The sequence below is a fragment of the Micromonospora sp. DT178 genome, assembly GCF_049841695.1.
In the GTDB taxonomy this organism is placed as follows: Bacteria; Actinomycetota; Actinomycetes; order Mycobacteriales; family Micromonosporaceae; genus Micromonospora.
Genome location: NZ_JBNCKV010000016.1, coordinates 26,739 through 49,654, shown reverse-complemented (window position 1 = coordinate 49,654; position 22,916 = coordinate 26,739). Strand labels below are relative to the sequence as shown.

The window sequence follows — 22,916 nt, the reverse complement described above, 5'->3', positions numbered from 1 at the left end:
AAGGGCCCTTCTCACACCGTCAGCGGGTGACGCCGTCGCGGCGGGCGGCCTCGGCCACCGCCTCGGCCACCGCGGGGGCGACCCGGGGGTCGAGCGGGGACGGGACGATCGCCTCGGCAGTGAGCGACTCGGCCACCACGCCGGCGATGGCGTCGGCGGCGGCGACCTTCATCCCCTCGGTGATCCGGGTGGCGCGGGCGTCCAGCGCGCCCCGGAACACGCCCGGGAAGGCCAGCACGTTGTTGATCTGGTTGGGGTAGTCGCTGCGGCCGGTGGCGACGACCGCCACGTGCCGGGCGGCCACCTCCGGGTGCACCTCGGGCGTCGGGTTGGCCAGCGCGAAGACGATGCCGCCGGGCGCCATGCCGGCGACCGCCGCCTCCGGGATCTGCCCGCCCGAGACGCCGATCAGCACGTCCGCGTCGCGCAGCGCCTCGGTGACGTCGCCCTCGCGACCGCCGGCGTTGGTGCTCGCCGCCAGTTCGGCCTTGGTGCCGGTCAGTTCGGAGCGGTGCCGGCCGATGATCCCCTTGGAGTCGCAGACCACCACCTGGTCGGGGTTCACGCCGCCGGCGATCAGCATCTTCGTGACCGCGACCCCCGCCGCGCCGGCGCCGCTGACCGTCACCCGCAGGTCGCCGAGCTTGCGGTCGAGCAGCCTGGCGGCGTTGCGCAGGGCGGCGAGCACGACGATCGCGGTGCCGTGCTGGTCGTCGTGGAAGACCGGGATGTCCAGGGCCTCGTCGAGGCGGCGCTCCACCTCGAAGCAGCGCGGGGCGCTGATGTCCTCCAGGTTGATCCCGCCGAACGACGGGGCCAGCGCGCGCACCACGGCCACGATCTCGTCGACGTCCTGGGTGTCCAGGCAGACCGGCACCGCGTCGACCCCGGCGAACTGCTTGAACAGCACCGCCTTGCCCTCCATCACCGGCAGCGCCGCGCGCGGGCCGATGTTGCCGAGCCCGAGTACGGCCGAGCCGTCGGTGACGACCGCGACGGTGTGCGACGCCCAGGTGTAGTCGTCGGCGAGCCTCGGGTCGGCGGCGATCGCCTCGCAGACCCGGGCCACGCCCGGGGTGTACGCGAGGGAGAGGTCCTCGCGGCTGGTCAGCGGGACGGTCGAGGCGACGGCCATCTTGCCGCCCCGGTGCAGCCGGAAGACGGGATCAGCGGGGTCCACGGTGGACGATGACATGGTGACTCCAGGATCTGTCGAGCAGACGGGGCGGCCGGCGCGGACGCGAGGTGAGGCGCCGAGCGGCGGCACGCGGTGCGGGGGTCACCCGGGCACGTGTGGAGCATAGTGTCGCCACCGTCACACCGGTGTGAGCGGGGTCATATCCGATGCGGGCGCACCCGCGCGGGCCGGGGCCAGTAGCGGGCCACCACGCGGCCCCGCACGTCGGCCACCCCGTACGCCCGGGAATCGTCGGTGACCAGGTCGTTGTCGCCGCGCAGCCACCAGCCGCCGTCCTGGGCGCGGACCGCGCGTTTGACCACGAGCAGGTCGGGGCGGCTGCGGAAGACCGCGACCACGACGTCGCCGGGGCGGACCGCCCGGCCGCCGGGGCGGACCAGCACCGCGTCGCCGTGCCGCAGCGTGGGCGACATGGACGGACCGGTCACCAGGACGGCGGTCAGCGGCCACCGCAACCGGGGGCCCACCGCCGGGTAATCGGTCCCCATCGGTTTCCCCTCCACCCGGCCTCCCCGGAGCGCGTCCAGGAGTAATGTCGTCTTGGATCATCGCAAACTTCCCATGGAGGATCCTGATGCGACTTCCGCGCATCCTTACGCCCCGCGTGACCGCCAGCGCCCACTGCGACCTGCCCTGCGGCGTCTACGACCCGGCCCAGGCCCGGATCGAGGCCGAGTCGGTGAAGGCGATCTGCGAGAAGTACCAGGCCAACACCGACCCCGAGTTCCGCACCCGCGCCATCCTGATCAAGGAGCAGCGCGCCGACCTGGTGAAGCACCACCTGTGGGTGCTGTGGACCGACTACTTCAAGCCGGCCCACTTCGAGAAGTACCCGCACCTGCACCAGCTGTTCAACGAGGCCACCAAGCTGGCCGGCGCCGCCGGCGCGAAGGGCGGCACCGACCCGTCCAAGGCCGACGAGCTGCTCCAGAAGATCGACGAGATCTCCAAGATCTTCTGGGAGACCAAGAAGGCGTGACCCTCACCGGTCCGCCGACGATCCGGCCGGCACGTCCCGAGGACGTGCCGGCCGTCGTCGCCATGGTGCACGAGCTGGCGGAGTACGAACGCGCCGCCGACCAGTGCCACCTCACCGAGGAGCAGCTCACCGCCGCCCTGTTCGGGACCGCCCCACGCGGCGCGGCGTCGGACGCGCCGGGCCGGGGCAGTCGTGGCCCGGCCCCGGCGCTGCACGGCCACGTGGCGGTGGACGGCCGGGACCAACCGATCGGGTTCGCGCTCTGGTTCCTCAACTTCTCCACCTGGGCCGGCGTGCACGGCATCTACCTGGAGGATCTCTACGTCCGCCCGGCCGCGCGCGGCACCGGGGCGGGTCGTTCGCTGCTGGCCGCCCTGGCCGCGATCTGCGTGGAGCGGGGCTACCAGCGGCTGGAGTGGTGGATGATCGACTGGAACCCGGCCGCCAGCTTCTACGCCTCGATCGGCGCGCAGCCGATGAAGGAGTGGGTCCCCTACCGGCTCAGCGGGGACGCCCTGACCGCCCTCGCCGCACAGGAACGTGGCGGTCCCCACACGTCCGGGCGACCGAGCGGGTAGAGTCCCCGACCGGGGGGATGAGTGGTGACTCAACTGACCGGGCAGCCGACGACCGACGACGACGTCGTGCACCTCACCGTGCCCGCGGACGGGGGCTACCTCGGGGTGCTACGTACCGCCACCGCGGGGCTCGCGGCGCGACTGCAGTTCGCCCTCGACGAGATCGAGGACCTGCGCATCGCCGTCGACGAGGCGTGCGCGATGCTGCTCGCCATCGCCACCCGCGACGCGGAACTCGACTGCCGCTTCGCGGTCACGGACGACGCGCTCACCGTGGAGGTGACCGTGCCGACCGTCCGTGGCGCCACGCTTCCCGCCGAGTCGTCCTTCGCCTGGAAGGTGCTCACCGCGCTGACCACCTCGGCGGCCGCGACGGCCGCCGACGGCCGGGCCACCATCTCGCTGCTCACCCGCCGCGCCTCCGGATACTGACCGTCCGCCCGGCGCCGCGCCCGCGCGGCCCGGCCGGGTCACTCGAAGCCGAGGGCCCGGGTGGTGGGGGTGCTGACCAGCAGAGCGGTCATGCCGAGGCCGAGCGCCATCAGCGGTACGCCGAGCCACGCCATCCCGCCCTGGACCATGAACCAGCCGATCGGCAGCAGCATCAGCTGGAGCACGATCGCCGGGGCCCGGGCTCCCGCCCTCCGGCGCGTCAGCGCGCCGCCCAGCGCCCAGAGGGCCGCCGCCGCGCCGATGGCGAACGCGGTCACGAGCAACGCCGACGTGAGGTCGGTGGTGGTGGCGGTGAGATCGGCCCAGAGCAGCCACGCGGCGACCAGTCCCACGGCGACCGCCTCGGCCCGCAGCAACCGGACCGCCCAGCGGAGGGTGACGGGGATCGGGTCGGAGTCGATGGTCACGCGCGCCACGATACCCGTGGTGGCGCGCGGTACAGTGCCGCCCATGCGGGCCGTCCTGGTGGTCAATCCCAAGGCCACCACCACCAGCGAGCGCAGCCGGGACGTCCTGGTCCGGGCACTGCGCAGCGAAGTCGACCTCTCCGTGCGCTACACCCGGCGGCGGGGGCACGCGACCGACCTGGCGCGCGAGGCGGCCGAGGAGGGCGTCGACGTCGTCGTCACGTTGGGTGGCGACGGCACGGTGAACGAGGTCGTGAACGGGTTGATGACGGCGCAGCCGCCGACCCTGCCCAACGGCGCCACGCCGGCCGAGCGGCTGCCCGCCCTCGCGACCGTGCCGGGAGGCTCGACGAACGTCTTCGCGCGGGCGCTGGGCCTGCCCCGGGACTGGCCGGACGGGACCAGCATGATCCTGGAGGGCCTGCGGCTGGGCCGGTACCGGACGATCGGGCTCGGCCGGGCCGACGACCGCTACTTCACCTTCTGCGCGGGCTTCGGCGTCGACGCGGCGGTCATCCACCGGGTGGAGCAGGCCCGCCGGCGGGGCCGGGTCTCGACCCCCTCCCTCTACTTCCGGTCCACCGTGGCCCAGTACTTCCTCAACTCCGACCGCCGCCATCCGGCGATCAGCCTGGAGCGCCCGGGCGAGCCGGCGGAGGGCGAGCTGGCGACGGTCATCATCCAGAACACCGCGCCGTGGACGTACCTGGGCGACCGCGAGGTCAACCCGAACCCGGAGGCGTCGTTCGATCTGGGCCTGGACGTGCTCGCGCTGCGGCAGCTCCGGGTGGCCAGCACGACACGCACGGTGACGCAGTTCTTCTCCCGGACGCCGGATCCGCACGGCCGCCAGGTGCTGCGGCTGCACGATGTCGCGGAGTTCACCCTGGTCTCGGCCCGTCCGCAGGCGTTCCAGCTCGACGGCGACTACCTTGGCGAGCGGGAAAAAGTCAGATTCACATCCATTCCCGCCGCACTGAGAGTAATCTGCTAGGTCTCGGGTACTGCCGTAGGTCGACGCGGTCGCGACACCGGACCGATGCGACGGCCGCCACACCGAGGGGCAGGTGCCGGAAATGTCAGCAATGTCACGCGGACTGTACTATATTGATCCTCGACAGTGGTACGCCGGGTAACCAGGAAGGCGCTGGAATCCGGACAAAGGGGTTGTGGGCTTGCTCACCGCCCGGAGTTTTTCCGAGCGTCACCCTTGACATCCCGGGCGTTCGTGAAAGTATTCACAAGCGAACTTGAGTTACCGGGACATTGCCTGGATATGCTCGTCAGGTTGAGCTGTTCCAGCAGGTCCGCAGGGCCGACACAGCCTGCTCACGCACTGCCGAATAGGCGTACGCGAACCGTCACCATTCGGCGCTGCGGATGCATATAGGAAAAGCAACAGAAGCAATATCTGCCACCCACCCAGAATGAGGAGTGTTGCCGCCATGGACTGGCGTCACCATGCTGTCTGCCGCGACGAGGACCCGGAGCTGTTCTTCCCGATCGGGACGTCCGGGCCGGCTCTCCTGCAGGTCGAGCAGGCCAAGGCCGTCTGCCGGCGCTGCTCCGTGACCGACCAGTGCCTGCAGTGGGCGCTGGAGTCCGGTCAGGACGCCGGCGTCTGGGGCGGGATGAGCGAGGAGGAGCGGCGGGCTGTCAAGCGCCGCGGTGGCCTCCGGGTGCTGCGCGCTCACTCCGCCTGATCCCCACGCACCAGCGATACGCCCCGGCCGGGTACGCCCGCCGGGGCGTACTGCTGTCCACCCGCCGTCTGCCGTACCCGGCGGATTCGACCTCCGATCATGGACCGGCCGTGAGCCCGGCCACCCGGCTCACGGCATCCACGCGCCGCAGGACCAGATCGGCCAGCTCCGGCGCGTCGGTCAGCGGGGCGGACACCGCCACCGCCCCGGCGTCCCGGGCAGCCGTGGCGACGGCGTCGTGGAACAGGCCCGGAGCCAGGAAGTACGCCGACACCGCCACCCGCCCGGCGCCCCGGGCCCGCAGCCGCGCCACCGCCGCCGCGACGGCCGGCGGGGCCGCCGAGGCGTACGACACGCGGGTGGGCACGCCGAGACCGGCGCTCAGCGCGGCGGCCACCCGGCCCACCGACCCGCGCGCCCGGGCGTCCCTGGTGCCCGCCGCGGCCAGCACCAGCCCGTCGAAGCGCCCCGGCCCCGCCTCACCCAGCCGCCGGCGCAGACCCGCCAGGAGACCGGCGTCCACCTCCCCGTCGGCCGGGCCGAGCACGTCGGTCACCCGTACCGCGATCGGTGGCCCCGCCTCCCGGGCGGCCGCGACCGCCGCCGGGACGTCCACCCGCCGGTGGTACGCCGCGGTGAGCAGCAGCGGCACCAGCACGGCGCGCGGGTGCCCGGCGGCGGCCAGGTCGCGCAGCACGGTCGCCGGTCCCGGCTCGGTGTGGTCCAGCCAGCTCGCCAGCACCGGCGTGCCCGGCCGGGCGGCCGACACGGCCCGGGCCAGCGCCCGGGTCGCCTCGGCGGCCCTCGGGTCCCGGCTGCCGTGGGCGACCAGGACCACCGGGTCGGCCGCCCCCGGCGACCCGGGCAGCCCCGCCAGCCCGGGCGGTCGCGACAGCCCGACCGGACCCCACGGCCCGGGCGCCCCCGGCGCGGGAGAGCCCGGGACCGGCCCGGTCAGACGTGCAGTCCGCACTCGGTCTTCTCGAACATGGCCCAGCGGCCGGCCCGGGGGTCCTCCCCCGCCTTCGTGCGGCGGGTGCAGGGCCAGCAGCCGATCGAGCCGTAGCCCTGCTTGAACAGCTCGTTGACCGGCACGTTCCAGCGGGCGACGTAGGCGTCCACGTCGGCCTGCCGCCAGGCCGCGATCGGGTTGACCTTGACCTTGCCCCGGCGCGCGTCGAAGGTCACCACCGGCGTGTTCGCCCTGGTCGGCGACTCGTCCCGGCGGAGCCCCGCGGCCCAGGCGTCGTAGCCGGCGAGCGCCCGCTCCAGCGGCTCCACCTTGCGCAGCTGGCAGCAGTCGTCCGGGGCCTTGTTGAACAGGCGCGGGCCGTACTGGCCGTCCTGCTGGCCCACGGTGAGGCGCGGCCGGATCGACCGCACGTTCACCGGCAGCGTCCGGGCCACCTCGTCGCGGACCCGCAGCGTCTCCGGGAAGTGCAGTCCGGTGTCGAGGAAGACCACGTCCACGCCCGGGGCGACCCGGGAGACCAGGTGGGCCAGCACGGCGTCGGCCATCGAGCTGGTGACGCAGAACCGGTCGCCGAAGGTCTCGGCCGCCCAGCGCGCGATCTCCAGCGCGGGCGCGCCCTCCAGCTCCCGGCCGGCCCGCTCGGCCAGCGCGCGCAGCTCGTCGGGATCGCGCCGGACCGCGTCGGCCGGTGCCGGGGCGCCCAGGCCGACCAGGCCCAGGCCCGCCGCCGAGACGAGGCCGGGCCGCTCGCCCGTGCCCCCGCTCACCGGGCCACCGCCCGGCCGAGCAGGCCGGTGAACTTCACCGTGAACACCCGGGCGCACGCGTGGCACTCCCAGGCGCCGTGGCCGGCCTCGCTCGGCCGCAGGTCCTCCTCGCCGCAGTACGGGCAGTACAGCGGCGCGGAACGGGTTTCGCTCATCGGAGTTCCTCCTCGTCGACCCTGATCACCCAGTTGGCGAACGTCTCGCCGGCCTCCCGGCCCGCCAGGTAACGCCGGGCCAGCCGCTCCACGTACGCCGGAAGCTCATCGGCGGTGGTCTTCAGACCGCGCAGCTTGCGGCCGAACCCGGCCGTCTGTCCCTCGGCCATGCCGAGCCCACCGCCGAGGTGGACCTGGAAGCCCTCCACCTGGCGGCCGTCCGGGCCGACCACCAGCTGGCCCTTGAGGCCGATGTCGGCGACCTGGGTGCGGGCGCAGGCGTTGGGGCAGCCGTTGAGGTGGATGGAGATGTCGGCGTCGAAGTCGCGCAGCCGCTCCTCCAGCCGGGCCACCAGTTCCTCGCCGCGCGCCTTGGTCTCGACGATGGCCAGCTTGCAGTACTCGATGCCGGTGCAGGCCATCGTGCCGCGCCGCCAGGCCGACGGCTGCGCCTCCAGACCGATCCCGCGCAGCTCGCGCACCAGCGAGTCGGTCCGCTCCGGCGCCACGTCCAGCACCAGCAGCTTCTGGTACGGGGTGAGCCGCACCCGCCCGCTGCCGTGCGCCTCGACCACGTCGGCCAGGCGGGCGAGCTGCCCGCCGGAGACCCGGCCCACCACCGGGGCGGCGCCCACGTAGTTGCGGCCGTCGCGCTGCGGGTGCACCCCGATGTGGTCCACCGGCCGATCGGGCAGCTGCGGGGCCGGGCCGTCGAGCAGCGCCCGGCCCAGGTACTCCTTCTCCAGCACCTCGCGGAACTTCTCCACGCCCCAGTCGGCGACCAGGAACTTCAGCCGGGCCCGGTTGCGCAGCCGGCGGTAGCCGTAGTCGCGGAAGATGCCGACCACTCCCGCCCAGACGTCCGGCACCTCGTCCAGCGACACCCAGACGCCGAGCCGCTGGGCCAGCATCGGGTTCGTGGACAGGCCGCCGCCGACCCAGACGTCGAAACCGGGCCCGTGGTCCGGGTGGTCCACCCCGAGGAAGGAGATGTCGTTCGCCTCGTACGGGGTGTCGACCAGCCAGGAGATGGAGGTCTTGAACTTGCGCGGCAGGTTGGAGTACGCCTTGTCGCCCACGTACCGCCGGACGATCTCGTCGACCGCCGGCGTCGGGTCGAGCAGCTCGTCACGGGCCACCCCGGCGACCGGGCTGCCCAGCACCACCCGGGGGCAGTCGCCGCACGCCTCGGTGGTCTGCAGGCCGACGGACTCCAGGCGACGCCAGATCTCCGGCATGTCCTCGACCCGGATCCAGTGGTACTGGATGTTCTGCCGGTCGGTGATGTCGGCCGTGTCCCGGGCGAACTCGCGGGAGATGTCCGCGACCACCCGCAGCTGCGCCAGGCTCAGCTCGCCCCCGTCCACCCGGACCCGGAGCATGAAGAACTCGTCCTCCAGCTCGTGCGGCTCCAGCACGGCCGTACGGCCGCCGTCGATGCCCGCCTTGCGCTGGGTGTAGAGGCCCCACCAGCGGAACCGGCCGCGGAGGTCCTGCGGGTCGATCGAGGCGAACCCGTGGTGGGCGTAGATGTTCTCGATCCGGGCCCGTACGTTCAGCGGGTCGTCGTCCTTCTTGATCCGCTCGTTGGGGTTGAGCGGCTCGCGGTGACCGAGCGCCCACTGACCTTCACCTCGGGGCCGGCGGGGGGTCCGGGCCGGTCGGGGGGACGTCGGGTCCCCGGCCCGGGCCGGGATGCTGCTGACCGCCATGGCGGCGTCCTCCGTTGTCTGCGGTGCCTCGGGTACACGCAAGGCGCACGGCCGGCCCGTCGGAACGGGCTGGCGACAACGGTGTCGGAACAGCCGGCGCGAGGCGCGCCCGAGACAGATTGGTCGGGCGTCGTCAGTGGGCCGGACAGATCGCGCTGCGCACGCGGCCGTAGTCGACGTGGCGACGGGCCACGAAGCGGCGGACGACAGCGGCGGTCATGGAAGTCATGCTGCCACACCTGGTGGGGGCCGGCCAAAGACCGCGTGCGGGATCCCACATCACGGGCCACGCCACGGGGACGCGGCGAGACCGGTCGGGGGCCGGGTCCCACCGGCCGGCGCCAACCGCCCTCGCGCCGCGTGGCCGGTCGCCTTGCGGATCAGCGTGAGCCGGCGGGAGGCACGGGTCACGGTCGGGGGCCGACGCCGGCGCGCGATCGGCGGATCGGCGCACCGGACGGCCGGACTGTGTGACGCTGCGGTATGTGACCGGTTCCGCTGACCCGCCCGGCGACCGCGTCCCGCCGGTGCGCGAGGCGGTGGGCGGGCCGGATCGCACGGGCCAGCTGATCTGGATCGCGCCGACACTGGCCACCCTGGCCGTCGTGCTGACCGGGATCGACCACGCGCAGCCGTGGCGCGACGAGCTGGCCACCTGGAGCGCGGCGAGCCGGTCGCCCGGGGAGCTCGTCCGGCTCGCCGGCACCATCGACGCCGCCACCAGCCCCTACTACCTGTTCATGCACGCCTGGGTGGCCGTCTTCGGCGACTCGGTGACCGCGCTGCGGCTGCCCGCCGCGCTGGCCATGGCCGCCACGGCCGGGCTGACCGCGCTCCTCGGGCAGCGCCTGCTCGGTGCCCGGGCCGGGCTGCTCGCCGGGCTGCTCCTCGCGGTGCTCCCGGGCACCTCGCGGTACGGCCAGGAGGCCCGCCCGTACGCGCTGGCCACCCTCCTGGCGGTGCTGGCGACCCTGCTGCTGGTCGAGGCGACGGCCCGGCCCCGGTGGACGCGCTGGGCCGGGTACGCCGCCGCCGTGGCCGCGCTCGGGCTCACCCACCTGGTCGCGCTCACCCTGCTCGCCGCACACGCGGTGGCGGTGCTCGCCAGCCGCCGTACGGGGCCGCCGAACCGCCCGCTGCGCTGGGCGCTCGCCCTGCTGCCCACCGTGTTGCTGCTGACACCGCTGGTGCTGCTCGCCAGGGAACAGCGTTCCCGACAGCTCGGCTGGGTCGCGACCGCCCGCCCCGACGACCTGGCCGCCCTCGCGGGCGGGGTGGCACAGAGCGGCGTGGTGGGCGGGGTGCTGGTGGGCCTCGCGGCGCTCGGCGCGGCGCGGCTGGGCCGGCGCGCCCTGCTGCCCGGGCTCGCCGTGCTGCTGCCTGTGCTGTTGCTCTTCGCCGCGGGGCTGGTCGTGCCGCTCTGGGTGCCCCGGTACCTCGTCTTCGTGGTGCCCTTCGGCTGCCTGCTCGCCGGGGCGGCGCTGGCGACGGTGCCACTGCCGCCCGCGCTGGCCGTCGTCGCCCTGACCGGGCTGCTCGGGCTGCCCGACCAGGCGGCGCTGCGGCGTACCCACGAGTGGCCGCGCAGCGCGACGGTGGACTACCGGGGCGCGGCCCGGATCGTCGCCGACGGTCAGCGGCCGGGCGACGCCGTCGTCTACTCCCCCCGCCAGAGCTGGCTCTTCCTCGACCTGGGTCTCGCGTACCACCTGGGCGACCGTCGGCCCCGCGACGTGCTGGCGACGGAGGACCAGGCCCACCGGGGCGACCTGTGGGCCGCCGAGTGCGCCCGCCCGGCCGGGTGCCTGGCCGGCGCGGAGCGGGTCTGGCTGGTCGTGGCCGGTCGCCGCGACGATCCGCTGGCCGCCGTCGCCGGCCCCAAGGGCGACGCGCTGCGCGCCGACTACACCGTCGTACGGGTCTGGCCGCGCCCCGGGCTGACCGTCGCCCTACTCACCCGCTGACCCACCCGCCCCGGCCTGCTCCCCCGCCCCGCGTTCCCCTGGCCTCCGTCCCGGCTCGATCGTTCGACGGTGAGCCGGTGTCGCGGGCGCTCCCAGGCCGGTTTCCCAGCAGCTGATCATGGCGCCGACCGCTACGGCTGCGGCAGCGGCAGCAGCGGCAGCGGCGGCAGCGGTGCCCCGGGTCAGCCGGCGGGGCGGCCCTCGGGGGCGTTGCGCACCAGCGGGACGACGAGCGTCGCCTCGGTGCCGCCCTTCGCGCCGTCGCGCAGCTCGATGGTGCCGCGCAGCTCGCCGGTGACCAGCGCCCGGACGATCTGCAGCCCGAGGTTGCCGCCCCGCTCGGCGTCGAAGTCCGGCGGCAGCCCGCGCCCGTTGTCGGTGACCGAGACGTGCAGCATCTTGCGGAACCGGTGCGCCGACAACACCACCTCCGGGGCGGGCCGGGCGGGTGGCCCGGCCGCGGCCGGGGCCTGCGTTCCCGGGGCGGGGGTTCCGGGCCCGGTCGGGCCGGCGGGCGTCTCGGTGTCGGGCGGGAAGCCGTGCTCGACGGCGTTGAGCAGCAGCTCGTTGAGCACCATCACCAGCGACGTGGCGACCTCGGCGGGAAGTACGCCGAAGCTGCCCTCGCGCCGCATGCCGACCGTGGCCTCCGTCGCGGCCACCTCCGTCGCGGCGCTGGCCACCCGGTCGACGATGCCGTCGAACTCGACCGCCTCGTCGCTGGACATGGAGAGGGTCTCGTGCACCAGCGCGATGGAGGCGACCCGGCGTACCGACTCCTCCAGGGCGACCCGGGCCTCCGGCATGGACACCCGGCGGGCCTGGAGCCGCAGCAGGGCGGCGACGGTCTGGAGGTTGTTCTTCACCCGGTGGTGGATCTCCCGGATGGTGGCGTCCTTGGTGATCAGGGCGCGGTCGCGGCGGCGTACCTCGGTGATGTCGCGGACCAGCACCAGCGCGCCGATCGGCACCCCGGCGGGCATCAGCGGCAGCGCCCGGGTGAGCATCGTCGCGCCGCGCGCGTCGATCTCCCGGCGGGGCGGCGCCTCGCCGCGCAGCGCGGCGAGGATGCCGTTCGCCGCGTCGGTGCCCTCCAGCGGGTCGCTCGCCAGCCGGCGGTGCAGCGCCGCCAGGTCCTCGCCCACCAGGTGGGAGGCGTAGCCCAACCGCCGGTACGCCGACTGCGCGTTCGGGCTCGCGTAGGTGACCTTGCCGCCGGCGTCGAGCCGGACCAGCCCGTCGCCGACGCGCGGGGCCGACGTGGTCTCCCCGGGATGCCGCGGCGGCGGGAAGGTCCCGTCGGCGATCATCTGGGCCAGGTCGTCGGCGGTGGTGAGGTAGTTCAGCTCCAGCTGGCTCGGGGTGCGCGCGGTGGAGAGGTTGGTGTCCCGCCCCACCACGGCGATCACCTCGCCGGCCTCGCCGTCGGTGGTGCGCAGCCGGACCGGGATCGCCTCGTGCCGGGCGGGCACGTCGCCGTACCAGACCGGGTCGCCCTCCCGCCAGATCCGGCCCTGCCGGTGGGCCACCTCCAGGTGCGCCACCTCGGGCCCGCCGACGATCCGCCCCACCTGGTCGTCCAGGTACGCGGTGGGCGCGGTCGTCGGCCGGACCTGGGCGACGCAGAGGAACGCCCCGTCACCGTCCACGGGCACCCAGAGCAGCAGGTCGGCGAAGGACAGATCGGAGAGCAACTGCCAGTCGCCGGCGATCCGGTGCAGGTGGTCGATGTCGGCCGGACGGAGGCGGGTGTGCTCCTCGGCGAGGTTGCGCAGCGTGGACACGTCGACCAGCGTGCCACGACGGGCGTCACATCGTCGCGGTGACCTTCTTCAGCCCGCGCGGCGCGTCCGGGTCCTCGCCCCGGGCGAGCGCCAGCGCCAGCGCCAGGCGCTGCAACGGCAGGATGTCCAGCAGCGGCGCGTACCGCTCGTCGACCTCGGGGACGGCCATCCGGGTGGCGCCCTCGACGTCGGCGGAGCCGACCACCACCACGTCGGCGCGGCGTTCCCCGAGGCGGGGCAGCACCTCGCCCATGGACCGGCCGCCCGGCCCGGAGCCGACCACGGCGAGCACCGGCACGTCCGGGTCGGTCATGGCGAGGGGGCCGTGCAGCAGGTCGGCGCCGGAGAACGCGAGCGCCGGCAGGTAGGAGGTCTCCATCAGCTTCAGCGCGGCCTCGCGGGCGGTCGGGTACGCGTACCCGCGACCGGTGGTGACGAGCTGGCCGGCGAACCGGTAGCGGGGTGCGAGCTGGCCCGGGGTCGGGTCTTCCAGGGTGCGCGCGGCCAGCTCGGGCAGGGCGGCGAGCGCCGCGCGTTCGTCGGCGGGCAGCGCGCCGTCGCCGGCCCGGATGCCCTCGACGAGCATCAGCAGGGCGAGCAGCTCGGCGGTGTAGGTCTTGGTGGCGGCCACCGCGCGCTCGTGCCCGGCGGCGATGTCGACGCTGAGCTCGGCGACGCCGGTCAGCCGGGAGTCGGGCGCGTTGGTGACCGCGAGGGTCAGCGCGCCGGAGGCGCGGGCGGTCCGCAGCACCTCGGCGAGGTCGGGCGAGCCGCCGCTCTGGCTGACGCCGACGACCAGCGCGTCGGAGAGGTCCGGCCGGGCGCCGTAGAGGGTGACGACGCTGGGCGAGGCGAGGCCGGCGGGCAGGCCGAGGCGGATCTCGGTCAGGTACGCCCCGTAGAGGGCCGCGTGGTCGGAGGTGCCCCGGGCGGTGAAGACCACGTGCCGCGGGCGGCGTTCCGCGATGACCGCCGCCACCCGGGCGATCGCCCCGGCGTGCTCGGCGGAGAGCAGCCGCTCGTAGCCCGCCGGCTGCTCGTCGATGTCGGCCGCCATGCCAGCCCCTGCACGCGTCACGGAAACTCCTCCCACTGCGCGATTGCCGCGCGTTTCCTGCTCAGTCTTGCACGTTTGAGTTGGCCCGAGCAATTGAACGAGCAGTAGTGCGCAGATGATCACCATCTCGGCGCAACATCACCTAGGCTTGCCCGACCCCACCGACCGACCAGCGAGAGGACGCCGTGCCCGAGGACGACCGGTCGCTGTCCGCGGCGGAGGAACTTGCCCTGGCCCGCCTCGCCATGGACGACGGCGACCTGGCACACGCGGCCGGTCACGTCGCCGCCGCGCTGGCCCAGGCCCCGACGCTGCCCGACGTGCACGAGACCCTCGCCCGGCTCGCCGCCGCCGACGGGGCGGGCGGCGTCGACCTCTTCCCGCTCCAGGGCCACGCCTTCGTCGGCGCCGTCGTGGCCCGCGCGCACCTGCTCGCCGCCGTCGGCCGGCCCGCCGAAGGGCTGGACCTGCTGGTCGCGGCGACCGGCCACGCACCGGGGACGGACTGGGCCGGGGTGCCGTGGGTGACCGCCCCGGAACTCGCCGAACGCCTCGAACCGGACCGGGCCGCCCGGATCCTGATGCAGGTCTGCGCTGCCGTGGCCGACCCGGTGCCCCGGGCCGGCCGGGCCGCCCTGGCCCCCTACCTGGCGCTGGCCCGCAACGCGGTCACCGTCCACCCCGAGCACGGCCTGCTGCTGGGCGCGGCGTCCGCGCTGGCCCGGCGGCTCGGCGAGGTCGACCTGGCGATCCGCTGGGCCGCCCGGGGCGTACGCGCGGAGCCGTCGAAGATCGGCGAGGTGTGGCTCGGGTACGCGTACCGCAGCGCCGGGCGCACCCGGGAGGCGCTGGCGGCACTCGGGCGCGCCGTCGCGCACGACCCCGACGACCTCACCGTCTACGCCGACATCGCCGGCACGCTCGCCGACAACGGACGGCTCGACGAGGCGCTCGACTGGATAGACCGGGCGCTCGCCCGGGACCCCTCCTTCGAGTGCGCCGTGCACACCGCGCACCGGCTGCGGCACCAGCGCGACGGCGACGTGGCGCACCTGGTCGCGCTCGCCGACTTCGTCCGGGACCATCCCGACGACACGCACGAGCACGGCGACCTGGCCGAGAGCTGCCGGGGCCGGCCCTGGCTGGGGCAGGTCACCCCGGCGACCGGGCCGGTGGTGGACGCGCTGCGCCAGGCCGTCACCGACGAGCGCGTCGGCCTCGGCGCCGTACGGCTGGACTCGCCCGCGCCGCCCAGCGCGCTGCGTACCGCCGCGACGGCCGCGCCCGGGCTGCGCATCGAGGTGGCCGACGTGCCCGACCCGGACCCGCGCGAGCCCCGGCGGGCGACCGCCCGGCAGCTCTGGCGCCACGACGGGACGACGGTCGTGCCCGCCGTGCCGGCGCCCTCGGCGGAGGCGGCGGCGCGGCTGCGGCAGCTCGCCCACCCGGCGTGGCCGCACCCGCCGGCGGCGTACGACGCGGCGGTGGGCCTGGCCACCCTGGAACTGGCCGACCTCCTCGGCCTGCTGGCGCACCCGCCGGAGGCGCCGCCGACCGCGCTGGGCCGGGTACTCGGGCAGGACCCCTCGCTCTGGGTGCGCTGCGTCCAGGTGTGGGCGTGCCTGGGCCTGCTGCACCACCGCACCGACGAGCCGTGGGCGGAGTCGACCCGGCGCCGGGTCCTGCTGGACCTCGTCTGGGGGGTCGAGGACTGGGTCACCGAGGCGGCCCTGTTCGCCCTGGTCACCGCCGCCTGGGTCGACCCGGCGGTACGCCCCGACGTGGCGCGGGTGGTGAGCGAGCGGTTGACCGACGTGGCGGCGGTCGCCCGGACCCGCCCGGTGCCGATCGCGCCGTCGCTGGCGCACCTGTCCCTGGCGAGCCCGGCCCTGGACCCGGAGACGGCGGCCCTGGCCACCGCACTGACGGCCACCGCCCCGGTCCCCCGGCCGCGGCCCCGCCTGCGTCGCCTCTGGGAGCGCCTCAGGCGCCGGTGAACCGTCGTCGCCGGCGGTGGCGGCGCCTCAGGCGTCGGTCAGTTCCAGCCGGAGGCCGAGCAGTCGCACCCCGTCCAGGGGCGCCCAGTCCAGCTCGGGCGTCCGTACGAAGCCGCGACGTCGGTAGAGCCGCTGGGCGGAGTCGGCGAAGCCGCTGCGGACGCAGATGACCACGGCGGAACAGCCCAGCTCGGTCGCCCGCGACACGCAGGCCTCGACCAGCGCCGCGCCGACGCCCCGCCCCTGCGCGGCCGGGTCCACCGCCAGCATCCGGAACTCCGCCTCACCCGCCCGGGACAGCTCGGCGTAGCGGGTGCCGGGCAGGACGAAGGTCACCGAGCCGAGCAGCTCACCGGTGGCGTCGTCGACGGCGACGAGCACCTCGCCGTCGCGGGCCCGGGACGCCACGTCGGCGAGCACGGCGGCGTAGCCGTGTTCGCCCTTGAGCTGGCCGTCCGCCTCGTACGCGGCGACCGTCAGCCGGGCCACCGCCGCGAAGTCGGCCGGCCCGGCCCGGCGGACCGAGAGGCCGGTCAATCGATCACCGCGATCAGGTCACCGTCCTGCACGACGTCGCCCTCGTTGACCGCGAGCTGCTTGACGACACCGTCGGACTCGGCCACGACCGGGATCTCCATCTTCATCGACTCCAGGATCACCAGCGTGTCCCCCTCGGACACGGTGTCCCCGGCCGACGCGACGACCTTCCAGACGTTCGCCACCATCTCGGCGCGGATCTCCTCGGCCATCTTCAGGGCCCTCCCTCTCGCGGTTGCCTGCCGACGTATCCAATCATGCGGGCGACCTCCGGCGGGCGTGGAGCGGCCCGGGCCGGCTGGATGATCGACTCCGGGTCGGACCCACCCCGGGCGCCCCGGCCGGTGGCGATCCGGCGGGGCGGGTGGCGGTCCTCCGGCGTGTCGTGCGGCGTGGCGTACGGCGGCGGCCCCGGCGGACGACGGCGGGTGCCGGCCGCACTAGCATCAGCGGGTCGGACCCCGGCGCCGGGAGGACCGGTGCGTGCACCGGCGCCGAGATCGCGCGCAGGCGGGATCCGACCATCACGAGGAGGTCACCATGGCGAAGAAGGCCCGCAAGAAGAAGGCCCGCAAGAAGAGCGGCGCGAACCACGGCAAGCGCCCCAACTCCTGACCGGCGGCCGGGCCCCACGGCCCGGCGTCGACCAGTCAGCGCGGACGCCGGTGGCCCGGGTCGTCACGACCCGGGCCACCGGCGTTTGATGTCTCTGAGCGGGCACCAACCGCATCCGCCCGACCTCAGTCGGCCAGCTCCTTCGACTCGGTGCTCTCGAAGACGACCAGCTCGGTGAGGCGCAGCCGCAGCCGCTCCCGCAGCTGGTCGGGCGCGGTCTCGTTGCCGCAGCAGCGGGCGACCAGCGCCCGCACCTCCTGCTCGATGCCGTACTCGCGCAGGCACGGCCCGCACTCGTCGAGATGGTGCCGGATCAGCGTGCGCCGCTCCTCGGCGCACTCCAGATCCAGGTAGAGGTAGACCTCCGCGATGACCTCGCGGCAATCCGTCTCGTGCGGATCTCCACAGCTCATGTCAGACCTCCCGGCCGGCGGAAGCGGTCGAGCCCTTCTTCGACGCCGCGGCGCTGAAGCCCCGCTCGGCGGCGTACTGCTCGAGCAGCTTGCGCAGATTACGTCGGCCGCGGTGCAGACGCGACATGACCGTGCCGATCGGCGTGCCCATGATGTCGGCGACCTCCTTGTAGGAGAAGCCCTCGACGTCGGTGAGGTAGACGGCCAGGCGGAACTCCTCCGGCAACTGCTGGAGGGCCTCCTTGACGTCGCTGTCCGGCAACCGGTCCAGCGCCTCGGTCTCGGCCGAGCGCAGCCCGCTGGAGGTGTGCGACTCGGCCTCGGCGAGCTGCCAGTCGGTGATCTCGTCGGTCGGCGCCTGGATGGGCTGACGCTGCCGCTTGCGGTAGGAGTTGATGTAGGTGTTGGTCAGGATCCGGTAGAGCCAGGCCTTCAGGTTCGTGCCCTGCTCGAACTGGTGGAAGGCGGCGTACGCCTTCAGGTAGGTCTCCTGGACCAGGTCCTCGGCATCCGCCGGGTTGCGGGTCATCCGCAGCCCGGCAGCGTAGAGCTGATCGACGAAGGGCATCGCGTCCCGCTCGAAGCGGGCCCTGCGCTCGTCCGTCTTCTCGGTGGTCAACCGCACATCCCCTCGCGTCGGATGCTGTCCCGCCGAGGATACGCGTACGGACGTGCCCGCAGATTCACTTCCGGCGGGTGTGCTCGTACTCACCGCGGCCGGGCCGACCGGCGGCACCACCGCGGGCCAGTCCGGGCCGCCCAGCAGCCGTCGCAACTGCCGTGCTCCCCGCTCGTCCCGTTCCCGGACCCGCGTCTCGGTCGGCACCGGTCTCCCCCCTCGCCAGAAATGTCGTCCCCGGGGGTGCAACGCCCCCGACGGGGCGGGACATTCCGCTGACCTCCCCGTTCCTGGTCCCGGCGCCGGCGCAGGCCGACGCTGGGACCAGGAAGGGCCTGGGAGGACCGGCGCCGCCCGCCCGAACCGGGCGTCCGGCGCCATCCGATGCAACGACCCGCCGCGGCAGGCGGACACGGCCCGCCGCGCGGCTCAGCGGCGCGCCCAGCCCTGCCCGCGCAGCCAGTCGCGCACCACGGCGGCCGTGCCGGCCGGGTCCCCCCGCAGGTCGTGCCGCTCCCCCGGGCGGGTCACCACCCGCACCCCCGGCACCGGCTCCGGCACCCCGAACGGGTCGCGGTCGCCGTTGACCACGAGGGTCGGCAGGCCGGTCGCCAACTCCGCCGCGCGCGACCGCTCCGGGCGGCCCGGCGGATGCAGCGGGAACGCGAGCGCGACGACCCCGGCGGCGCCCACCGCCGGCGCGGTGCGGCACGCCACCCGCGCGCCGCTGGACCGCCCGCCCACCAGCACGGGTACGCCGGGATGCCGCTGCCGCAACACGGCGAGCACGGCGGTCCACGCCTCGTCGAGGTGCCCCGCCGGCGCCGGCGCACGCCGTCCGGCGACCCGGTACGGCTGGGTCACCCGCGCCACCACCAGCCCGGCGCCGACCGCCGCGTCCCGGAGCGCACGCAGGTCGGGGGCGTCGACGTCACCGCCCGCGCCGTGGCCGAGCACCAGCAGGGCGCTCGGCGCACCCGCCGGCAGGTCGGTGTCGACCCGGGCGGGCCCGCGCGGGGTGGAAAGGTCGTCGTCCTGGGGCATCGGCCCATTCTGCGGCGTCCGGGACACGACGGGCAGCCGGCCCGCCGAGGTGGCGGGCCGGCTGCGACCGGTTCAGTCGACGGTCAGCTAAGCGGCACCAGGGTGAGCAGCCGGTCCCGGACCGGCGGACCCGCCTCGCGGGCGGCGTCCGGATCCGGTTGCACCTCGTCGCGCCAGGCGACCAGCATCGCCCGCCGCTCGCGCGGTGTGGTGCCGCCCCAGACGCCGTGGCAGTCCCCCACGTCAAGCGCCCAGGCCAGGCAGGAACCCTGCACGTCACAGCTGCGACAGAGCGCGACGGCCGCGTCGGCCGGTTCGTTCGGCGCCGGAAAGAACGTTTCCGGGTCGACGTTCTGGCAGGTTCCCCTGGTGCGCCACGCCTCGTCCTGTCGCCGCTCCCGCAACGCCCGCAACAGCCGCGGATCCCGTCGTGCGGCGGCCACCTCGTGCGGCCGGGGCATACGTGCCCGTGTCATCCACCCACCTCCCCCGTGGGACCGGCAAGATCGGTGCGCGTCGTCCGCCCCGTGCGAATCGACACCCACTACCGGCGCTGTGTTGTATCGCACTTCCGGACACCGGGACAAGACTTCACGGCGAATATGGGTGAACGCCAGGGCGACGTTTCGCCCGCAACTCTGGCAAATCACACCCGACAATGTGTCGGACTGTCAGAAGAGCGTCATTTCCTCCGGCGCGGCGGGCCGGGCGGGCGGCACCCTCTCGGTCAGCTGCGGCCCGTCGTTGCGCACGTCGCCGACCGCCGTGCCCACCGGGCGGATCTCCAGCGTCGCGAGCCAGTCGGGCGGGGGCGGCGCGAGCAGGCCCTCCGGCGCGTCGGTCGGGGCCAGCCACGCCGCCCAGCGATCGCGGGGCAGCAGCAGCGGCATCCGGTCGTGCACCTCGGCCAGCTCGCCCAGCGCGGCGGTGGTGAGCACGCTGAAGGTCAGCAGCGGACCGCCGGAGCCGTCCCAGACCGACCAGATGCCGGCGAAGGCGAGCACCGAGCCGTCCGACGGGGTCATGTAGTAGGGCTGCTTGCGCCCGTCCGCCGAGCGGACCCACTCGTACCAGCCGTCGGCGGGGACGAGGCAGCGGCGGCGGGCGAAGGCCCCGGCGTACGCCCGGCTGGTGGCGACCGTCTCGGCGCGGGCGTTGATCATGCGGGCGGCGCCCTTGGGCGACCGGGACCAGGACGGGACCAGCCCCCAGCGGCCGACCGACAGCGCGCGGTGCCCCTCCGGGCTGACCCGCACCAGCGGCACCGGGTCGGTGGGCGCGACGTTGTGGTCGGGACCGACCCCGCCGCCGGTCTCGTCCTGGGACTCGAACAGCGCGCTCAGGTCGCCCGCGCTCCGGGTCGTCGCGTACCTCCCGCACATGCCGCACACGCTAGCCCGCCGCGCGCCGCCCGGCTGTCCCGCTGACCGGGAGGACGCGTGCCGGCCGGCGTCGCCCGCCGACGGACGCGGCAGAATGTAACCGTGGGGAACCTGATCGCGACCCGGCCGCCGCAGCCGTGGACCGCTCCGACCGCCTCCGACCCGGTCGCGGCGACGCTGCGCCTGCCCGGGTCCAAGTCGATGACCGCGCGCGCCCTGGTGCTGAGCGCGCTGGCGGGCGGCCCGTCGACCCTGGCCGGGCCGCTGCGCGCGCGGGACACCGAGCTGATGGCCGCCGGGCTGCGCGCGATGGGCGCGCACATGTCGATCAGCGACGACGAGCGCTGGCTGGTCCGCCCCCACCCGCTGGTCGGCCCCGCGCACGTCGACGTCGGCCTCGCCGGCACCGTGATGCGCTTCGTCCCGCCGGTGGCGGGCCTGGCCGACGGGCGGATCACCTTCGACGGCGACCCGCAGGCCCGCACCCGGCCCCTCGGCCCCCTGATCGGGGCGCTGCGCTCTCTCGGCGCGCGCGTGGACGCCCCCGCCACCGGCAGCCTGCCGCTGACCGTGCTCGGCGCCGGGCGGGTGGCCGGCGGCGACGTGGTGATCGACGCCTCCGCCTCCAGCCAACTGGTCTCCGGGCTGCTGCTGGCCGCGCCGCGCTTCGACCGGGGCGTGGTGGTCCGGCACGTGGGCCCGCCCGTGCCCTCCGCGCCGCACCTGCGGATGACGGTGCAGATGCTCCGGGCCGCCGGCGCGGCGGTCGACGACGGCACCCCCGACGTGTGGGTGGTCGAGCCGGGCCCGCTCACGGGGCGCGGCTGGCAGATCGAGCCCGACCTGTCGGGCGCCGTGCCGTTCTTCGCCGCCGCCCTGGTCACCGGCGGCGAGGTGACCCTCCAGGGCTGGCCGCGCAGCAGCGCCCAGCCCGTCGAGCAGCTCCGCACGCTGCTTCAGCGGATGGGCGGCGAGGTGACCCTCTCCACCGCCGGGCTGACGGTCCGTGGCACCGGCACGGTGCACGGCCTGGAGGCCGACCTCTCCGACGTCAGCGAGCTGACTCCGGCGCTCACCGCGCTGGCCATGCTCGCCGACTCGCCGTCGGTGTTCACCGGCGTCGGCCACATCCGGGGCCACGAGACCGACCGGCTGACCGCGCTGGCGCGGGAGTTCGCCGCGCTCGGCGCCGACATCACCGAGTCCCCCGACGGGCTCGAGATCCGGCCCCGGCCGCTGCACGGCGGGGTGTTCGAGACCTACCACGACCACCGGATGGCGCACGCCGCCGCCGTGGCCGGCCTGGCCGTGCCGGGCATCGAGTTGAGCGACGTGGCGTGCACCTCGAAGACCATGCCCGAGTTTCCGGCACTATGGTCGGCGATGGTGACCGGCAAGAGCTGACACGAGGGGGGCGGGTCCTGGCGACCAAGCGGCGGGAGTACGACGAGGACGACGTCCGGGTCCGTCCGGGCAGGTCGTCGCGCCCGCGTACCCGCACGCGCCCCCTGCACTCCGACGCGGTGGACGGCTTCGTGATCGCCGTCGACCGGGGCCGCTACACCTGCGTGCCGCCCGACGCCGGGCCGGACGCGCCCCTGGTCACCGCGATGCGGGCCCGGGAGCTGGGGCGCAAGTCGGTGGTGGTCGGCGACCGCGTCGGCCTGGTCGGGGACACCTCCGGCGCGGCCGGGGCGCTGGCCCGGATCGTCCGGATCGCCGAGCGGACGTCGGTGCTGCGGCGCACGGCCGACGACGACGAGACGACCGCCGAGGGGCGGCTGGAGCGGGTGGTCGTCGCCAACGCCGACCAGCTGGTCATCGTCAGCGCGCTGGCCGACCCGCCGCCGCGCACCGGCTTCATCGACCGGTGCCTGGTGGCCGCGTACGACGCCGGCATCGAGCCGTTGCTCTGCCTCACCAAGGCCGACCTGGCCGGCCCCGAGGCGGTGCTCGGCTACTACGCCGAGCTGGAACTGCCGTACGTGCTGATCCGCCCGGAGTCCGACCTCGACGCCCTGCGCAGCCTGCTCGCCGGGCGGATCTCGGTCATGGTCGGGCATTCGGGGGTGGGCAAGTCGACGCTGGTCAACCGCCTCGTGCCGGACGCCGCCCGGGCGGTCGGCACGGTCAGCGCGATCGGCCGGGGCCGGCACACCTCCACGAGCGCGGTGGCGCTGCGCCTGCCCCGGCTACCCGGCGACGAGGACGACTCGCGGCGACGCCGGCGCGGCGCGTCCGCCGCCGCGCCGCGACCCGGAGCCGCCGCCGGCTGGATCGTCGACACCCCGGGGGTGCGCAGCTTCGGGCTCGCGCACGTCTCCGCCGACAGCCTGCTGCACGGCTTCCCCGACCTGGTCGAGGGGACCGTCGACTGCCCCGCCAACTGCCCGCACACGCCGGACGAGACCGACTGCGGGCTGGACGCCTGGGTCGCCGCCGGCAAGGCCGACGCGCGGCGGCTGGCCTCGTACCGCCGGCTGCTGGCCTCCCGGTCGGGTGAGGGCGACGCGCGGGAGCCCGACCAGCGGAATCCGGGCGACCCGCTCGCCGGGTCCTGACCCGAGCATCGCTACCGT

26 protein-coding genes are annotated in these 22,916 nt (G+C 75.0%); 10 read left to right on the top strand and 16 right to left on the bottom strand.

Annotation, left to right across the window (positions count from 1 at the left end; translation table 11 throughout):
• Positions 1-19: 19 nt before the first annotated feature.
• Both ACLQ22_RS24790 and ACLQ22_RS24785 read right to left on the bottom strand, forming a co-directional pair.
• Positions 20-1,195, bottom strand: coding sequence for an NAD(P)-dependent malic enzyme (locus ACLQ22_RS24790; RefSeq protein ID WP_425694419.1), 1,176 nt, complete (start codon positions 1,193-1,195; stop codon positions 20-22).
• Between the two features lie 140 nt (positions 1,196-1,335).
• Entirely contained in the window at positions 1,336-1,686 is a 351-nt protein-coding gene (locus tag ACLQ22_RS24785) for a S24 family peptidase (RefSeq protein WP_366639427.1), read from the bottom strand.
• Between the two features lie 86 nt (positions 1,687-1,772).
• Here ACLQ22_RS24785 and sodN point away from each other — a divergent pair, with 86 nt between their 5' ends.
• Genes sodN through ACLQ22_RS24770 form a run of 3 tightly spaced genes read left to right on the top strand, consistent with a single transcriptional unit; the run spans position 1,773 to position 3,187 of the window.
• On the top strand, positions 1,773-2,177 hold the full coding sequence (gene sodN / locus ACLQ22_RS24780) for a superoxide dismutase, Ni (protein WP_091103276.1): 405 nt from the start codon (positions 1,773-1,775) through the stop codon (positions 2,175-2,177).
• A complete protein-coding gene (locus ACLQ22_RS24775; RefSeq protein WP_425694418.1) occupies positions 2,174-2,755 on the top strand; it encodes a GNAT family N-acetyltransferase in 582 nt (193 codons plus the stop codon). The genes sodN and ACLQ22_RS24775 overlap by 4 nt, the downstream gene beginning before the upstream one ends.
• Positions 2,756-2,779: 24 nt before the next feature.
• Positions 2,780-3,187 carry an ATP-binding protein gene (locus ACLQ22_RS24770; RefSeq protein WP_121400125.1) on the top strand — a complete coding sequence of 136 codons (408 nt, stop codon included), beginning with the start codon at positions 2,780-2,782 and terminating at the stop codon, positions 3,185-3,187.
• Between the two features lie 38 nt (positions 3,188-3,225).
• On the opposite strand, the gene ACLQ22_RS24765 is transcribed toward ACLQ22_RS24770, so the two are convergent.
• Entirely contained in the window at positions 3,226-3,615 is a 390-nt protein-coding gene (locus ACLQ22_RS24765; RefSeq protein ID WP_121400127.1) for a hypothetical protein, read from the bottom strand.
• Positions 3,616-3,658: 43 nt separating this feature from the next.
• Between ACLQ22_RS24765 and ACLQ22_RS24760 the strand changes: the two genes are divergently transcribed.
• Together ACLQ22_RS24760 and ACLQ22_RS24755 are read left to right on the top strand one after the other, a co-directional pair.
• The gene (locus ACLQ22_RS24760) at positions 3,659-4,609 is read left to right on the top strand and encodes a diacylglycerol/lipid kinase family protein (protein WP_121400126.1); all 951 of its coding nucleotides are present in this window, start codon (positions 3,659-3,661) and stop codon (positions 4,607-4,609) included.
• A gap of 451 nt (positions 4,610-5,060) precedes the next feature.
• Positions 5,061-5,318: a WhiB family transcriptional regulator gene (locus tag ACLQ22_RS24755; RefSeq protein WP_007072794.1), complete on the top strand. Its 258-nt coding sequence runs from the start codon at positions 5,061-5,063 to the stop codon at positions 5,316-5,318.
• 97 nt (positions 5,319-5,415) lie between these two features.
• On the opposite strand, the gene ACLQ22_RS24750 is transcribed toward ACLQ22_RS24755, so the two are convergent.
• Genes ACLQ22_RS24750 through ACLQ22_RS24735 form a run of 4 tightly spaced genes read right to left on the bottom strand, consistent with a single transcriptional unit; the run spans position 5,416 to position 8,925 of the window.
• Positions 5,416-6,213 carry a sirohydrochlorin chelatase gene (locus ACLQ22_RS24750; protein WP_425694518.1) on the bottom strand — a complete coding sequence of 266 codons (798 nt, stop codon included), beginning with the start codon at positions 6,211-6,213 and terminating at the stop codon, positions 5,416-5,418.
• A gap of 59 nt (positions 6,214-6,272) precedes the next feature.
• The gene (locus tag ACLQ22_RS24745; protein WP_425694417.1) at positions 6,273-7,058 is read right to left on the bottom strand and encodes a phosphoadenylyl-sulfate reductase; all 786 of its coding nucleotides are present in this window, start codon (positions 7,056-7,058) and stop codon (positions 6,273-6,275) included.
• Positions 7,055-7,213: an IS1 family transposase gene (locus ACLQ22_RS24740; RefSeq protein WP_121399684.1), complete on the bottom strand. Its 159-nt coding sequence runs from the start codon at positions 7,211-7,213 to the stop codon at positions 7,055-7,057. The genes ACLQ22_RS24745 and ACLQ22_RS24740 overlap by 4 nt, the downstream gene beginning before the upstream one ends.
• Positions 7,210-8,925 carry a nitrite/sulfite reductase gene (locus tag ACLQ22_RS24735; RefSeq protein WP_425694416.1) on the bottom strand — a complete coding sequence of 572 codons (1,716 nt, stop codon included), beginning with the start codon at positions 8,923-8,925 and terminating at the stop codon, positions 7,210-7,212. The genes ACLQ22_RS24740 and ACLQ22_RS24735 overlap by 4 nt, the downstream gene beginning before the upstream one ends.
• Positions 8,926-9,464: 539 nt before the next feature.
• On the opposite strand from ACLQ22_RS24735, the gene ACLQ22_RS24730 reads away from it, so the two are divergent.
• Positions 9,465-10,889: a glycosyltransferase family 39 protein gene (locus ACLQ22_RS24730; RefSeq protein WP_425694517.1), complete on the top strand. Its 1,425-nt coding sequence runs from the start codon at positions 9,465-9,467 to the stop codon at positions 10,887-10,889.
• A gap of 182 nt (positions 10,890-11,071) precedes the next feature.
• Here the strand turns inward: ACLQ22_RS24730 and ACLQ22_RS24725 are convergent, their stop codons facing one another.
• Together ACLQ22_RS24725 and ACLQ22_RS24720 are read right to left on the bottom strand one after the other, a co-directional pair.
• Entirely contained in the window at positions 11,072-12,673 is a 1,602-nt protein-coding gene (locus ACLQ22_RS24725; protein WP_425694415.1) for a histidine kinase N-terminal domain-containing protein, read from the bottom strand.
• A 25-nt stretch (positions 12,674-12,698) separates the two neighbouring features.
• Complete coding sequence (locus tag ACLQ22_RS24720) at positions 12,699-13,730, bottom strand: SIS domain-containing protein (RefSeq protein WP_425694516.1); 1,032 nt, start codon at positions 13,728-13,730, stop codon at positions 12,699-12,701.
• A 245-nt stretch (positions 13,731-13,975) separates the two neighbouring features.
• Here ACLQ22_RS24720 and ACLQ22_RS24715 point away from each other — a divergent pair, with 245 nt between their 5' ends.
• Complete coding sequence (locus tag ACLQ22_RS24715; RefSeq protein ID WP_425694515.1) at positions 13,976-15,727, top strand: tetratricopeptide repeat protein; 1,752 nt, start codon at positions 13,976-13,978, stop codon at positions 15,725-15,727.
• Between the two features lie 27 nt (positions 15,728-15,754).
• Here the strand turns inward: ACLQ22_RS24715 and ACLQ22_RS24710 are convergent, their stop codons facing one another.
• The gene (locus tag ACLQ22_RS24710) at positions 15,755-16,264 is read right to left on the bottom strand and encodes a GNAT family N-acetyltransferase (RefSeq protein WP_425694414.1); all 510 of its coding nucleotides are present in this window, start codon (positions 16,262-16,264) and stop codon (positions 15,755-15,757) included.
• Positions 16,261-16,482: a biotin/lipoyl-binding carrier protein gene (locus ACLQ22_RS24705; protein WP_199729539.1), complete on the bottom strand. Its 222-nt coding sequence runs from the start codon at positions 16,480-16,482 to the stop codon at positions 16,261-16,263. The genes ACLQ22_RS24710 and ACLQ22_RS24705 overlap by 4 nt, the downstream gene beginning before the upstream one ends.
• 322 nt (positions 16,483-16,804) lie before the next feature.
• On the opposite strand from ACLQ22_RS24705, the gene ACLQ22_RS24700 reads away from it, so the two are divergent.
• Positions 16,805-16,879, top strand: a complete 75-nt coding sequence (locus ACLQ22_RS24700) for a 50S ribosomal protein bL37 (RefSeq protein ID WP_369700219.1) — start codon at positions 16,805-16,807, stop codon at positions 16,877-16,879.
• Positions 16,880-17,004: 125 nt separating this feature from the next.
• Here ACLQ22_RS24700 and rsrA read toward each other — a convergent pair whose 3' ends face one another.
• The 5 genes from rsrA to ACLQ22_RS24675 all read right to left on the bottom strand — a co-directional run bounded on the left by rsrA (position 17,005) and on the right by ACLQ22_RS24675 (position 20,337).
• Positions 17,005-17,292, bottom strand: coding sequence for a mycothiol system anti-sigma-R factor (rsrA, locus tag ACLQ22_RS24695; RefSeq protein ID WP_121399690.1), 288 nt, complete (start codon positions 17,290-17,292; stop codon positions 17,005-17,007).
• 1 nt (position 17,293) lies between these two features.
• Entirely contained in the window at positions 17,294-18,118 is an 825-nt protein-coding gene (locus ACLQ22_RS24690; protein WP_121399691.1) for a sigma-70 family RNA polymerase sigma factor, read from the bottom strand.
• A gap of 222 nt (positions 18,119-18,340) precedes the next feature.
• Positions 18,341-18,955: an alpha/beta family hydrolase gene (locus ACLQ22_RS24685; protein ID WP_425694413.1), complete on the bottom strand. Its 615-nt coding sequence runs from the start codon at positions 18,953-18,955 to the stop codon at positions 18,341-18,343.
• Positions 18,956-19,038: 83 nt separating this feature from the next.
• Positions 19,039-19,431: a WhiB family transcriptional regulator gene (locus ACLQ22_RS24680; RefSeq protein WP_366639444.1), complete on the bottom strand. Its 393-nt coding sequence runs from the start codon at positions 19,429-19,431 to the stop codon at positions 19,039-19,041.
• Between the two features lie 195 nt (positions 19,432-19,626).
• Positions 19,627-20,337, bottom strand: a complete 711-nt coding sequence (locus tag ACLQ22_RS24675) for an SOS response-associated peptidase (RefSeq protein WP_425694412.1) — start codon at positions 20,335-20,337, stop codon at positions 19,627-19,629.
• Between the two features lie 102 nt (positions 20,338-20,439).
• On the opposite strand from ACLQ22_RS24675, the gene aroA reads away from it, so the two are divergent.
• Together aroA and rsgA are read left to right on the top strand one after the other, a co-directional pair.
• The gene (aroA, locus tag ACLQ22_RS24670) at positions 20,440-21,741 is read left to right on the top strand and encodes a 3-phosphoshikimate 1-carboxyvinyltransferase (protein ID WP_425694411.1); all 1,302 of its coding nucleotides are present in this window, start codon (positions 20,440-20,442) and stop codon (positions 21,739-21,741) included.
• Positions 21,711-22,898, top strand: coding sequence for a ribosome small subunit-dependent GTPase A (gene rsgA, locus ACLQ22_RS24665; RefSeq protein ID WP_425694410.1), 1,188 nt, complete (start codon positions 21,711-21,713; stop codon positions 22,896-22,898). Before aroA ends, rsgA begins: the two co-directional genes overlap by 31 nt.
• Positions 22,899-22,916 lie beyond the last annotated feature (18 nt).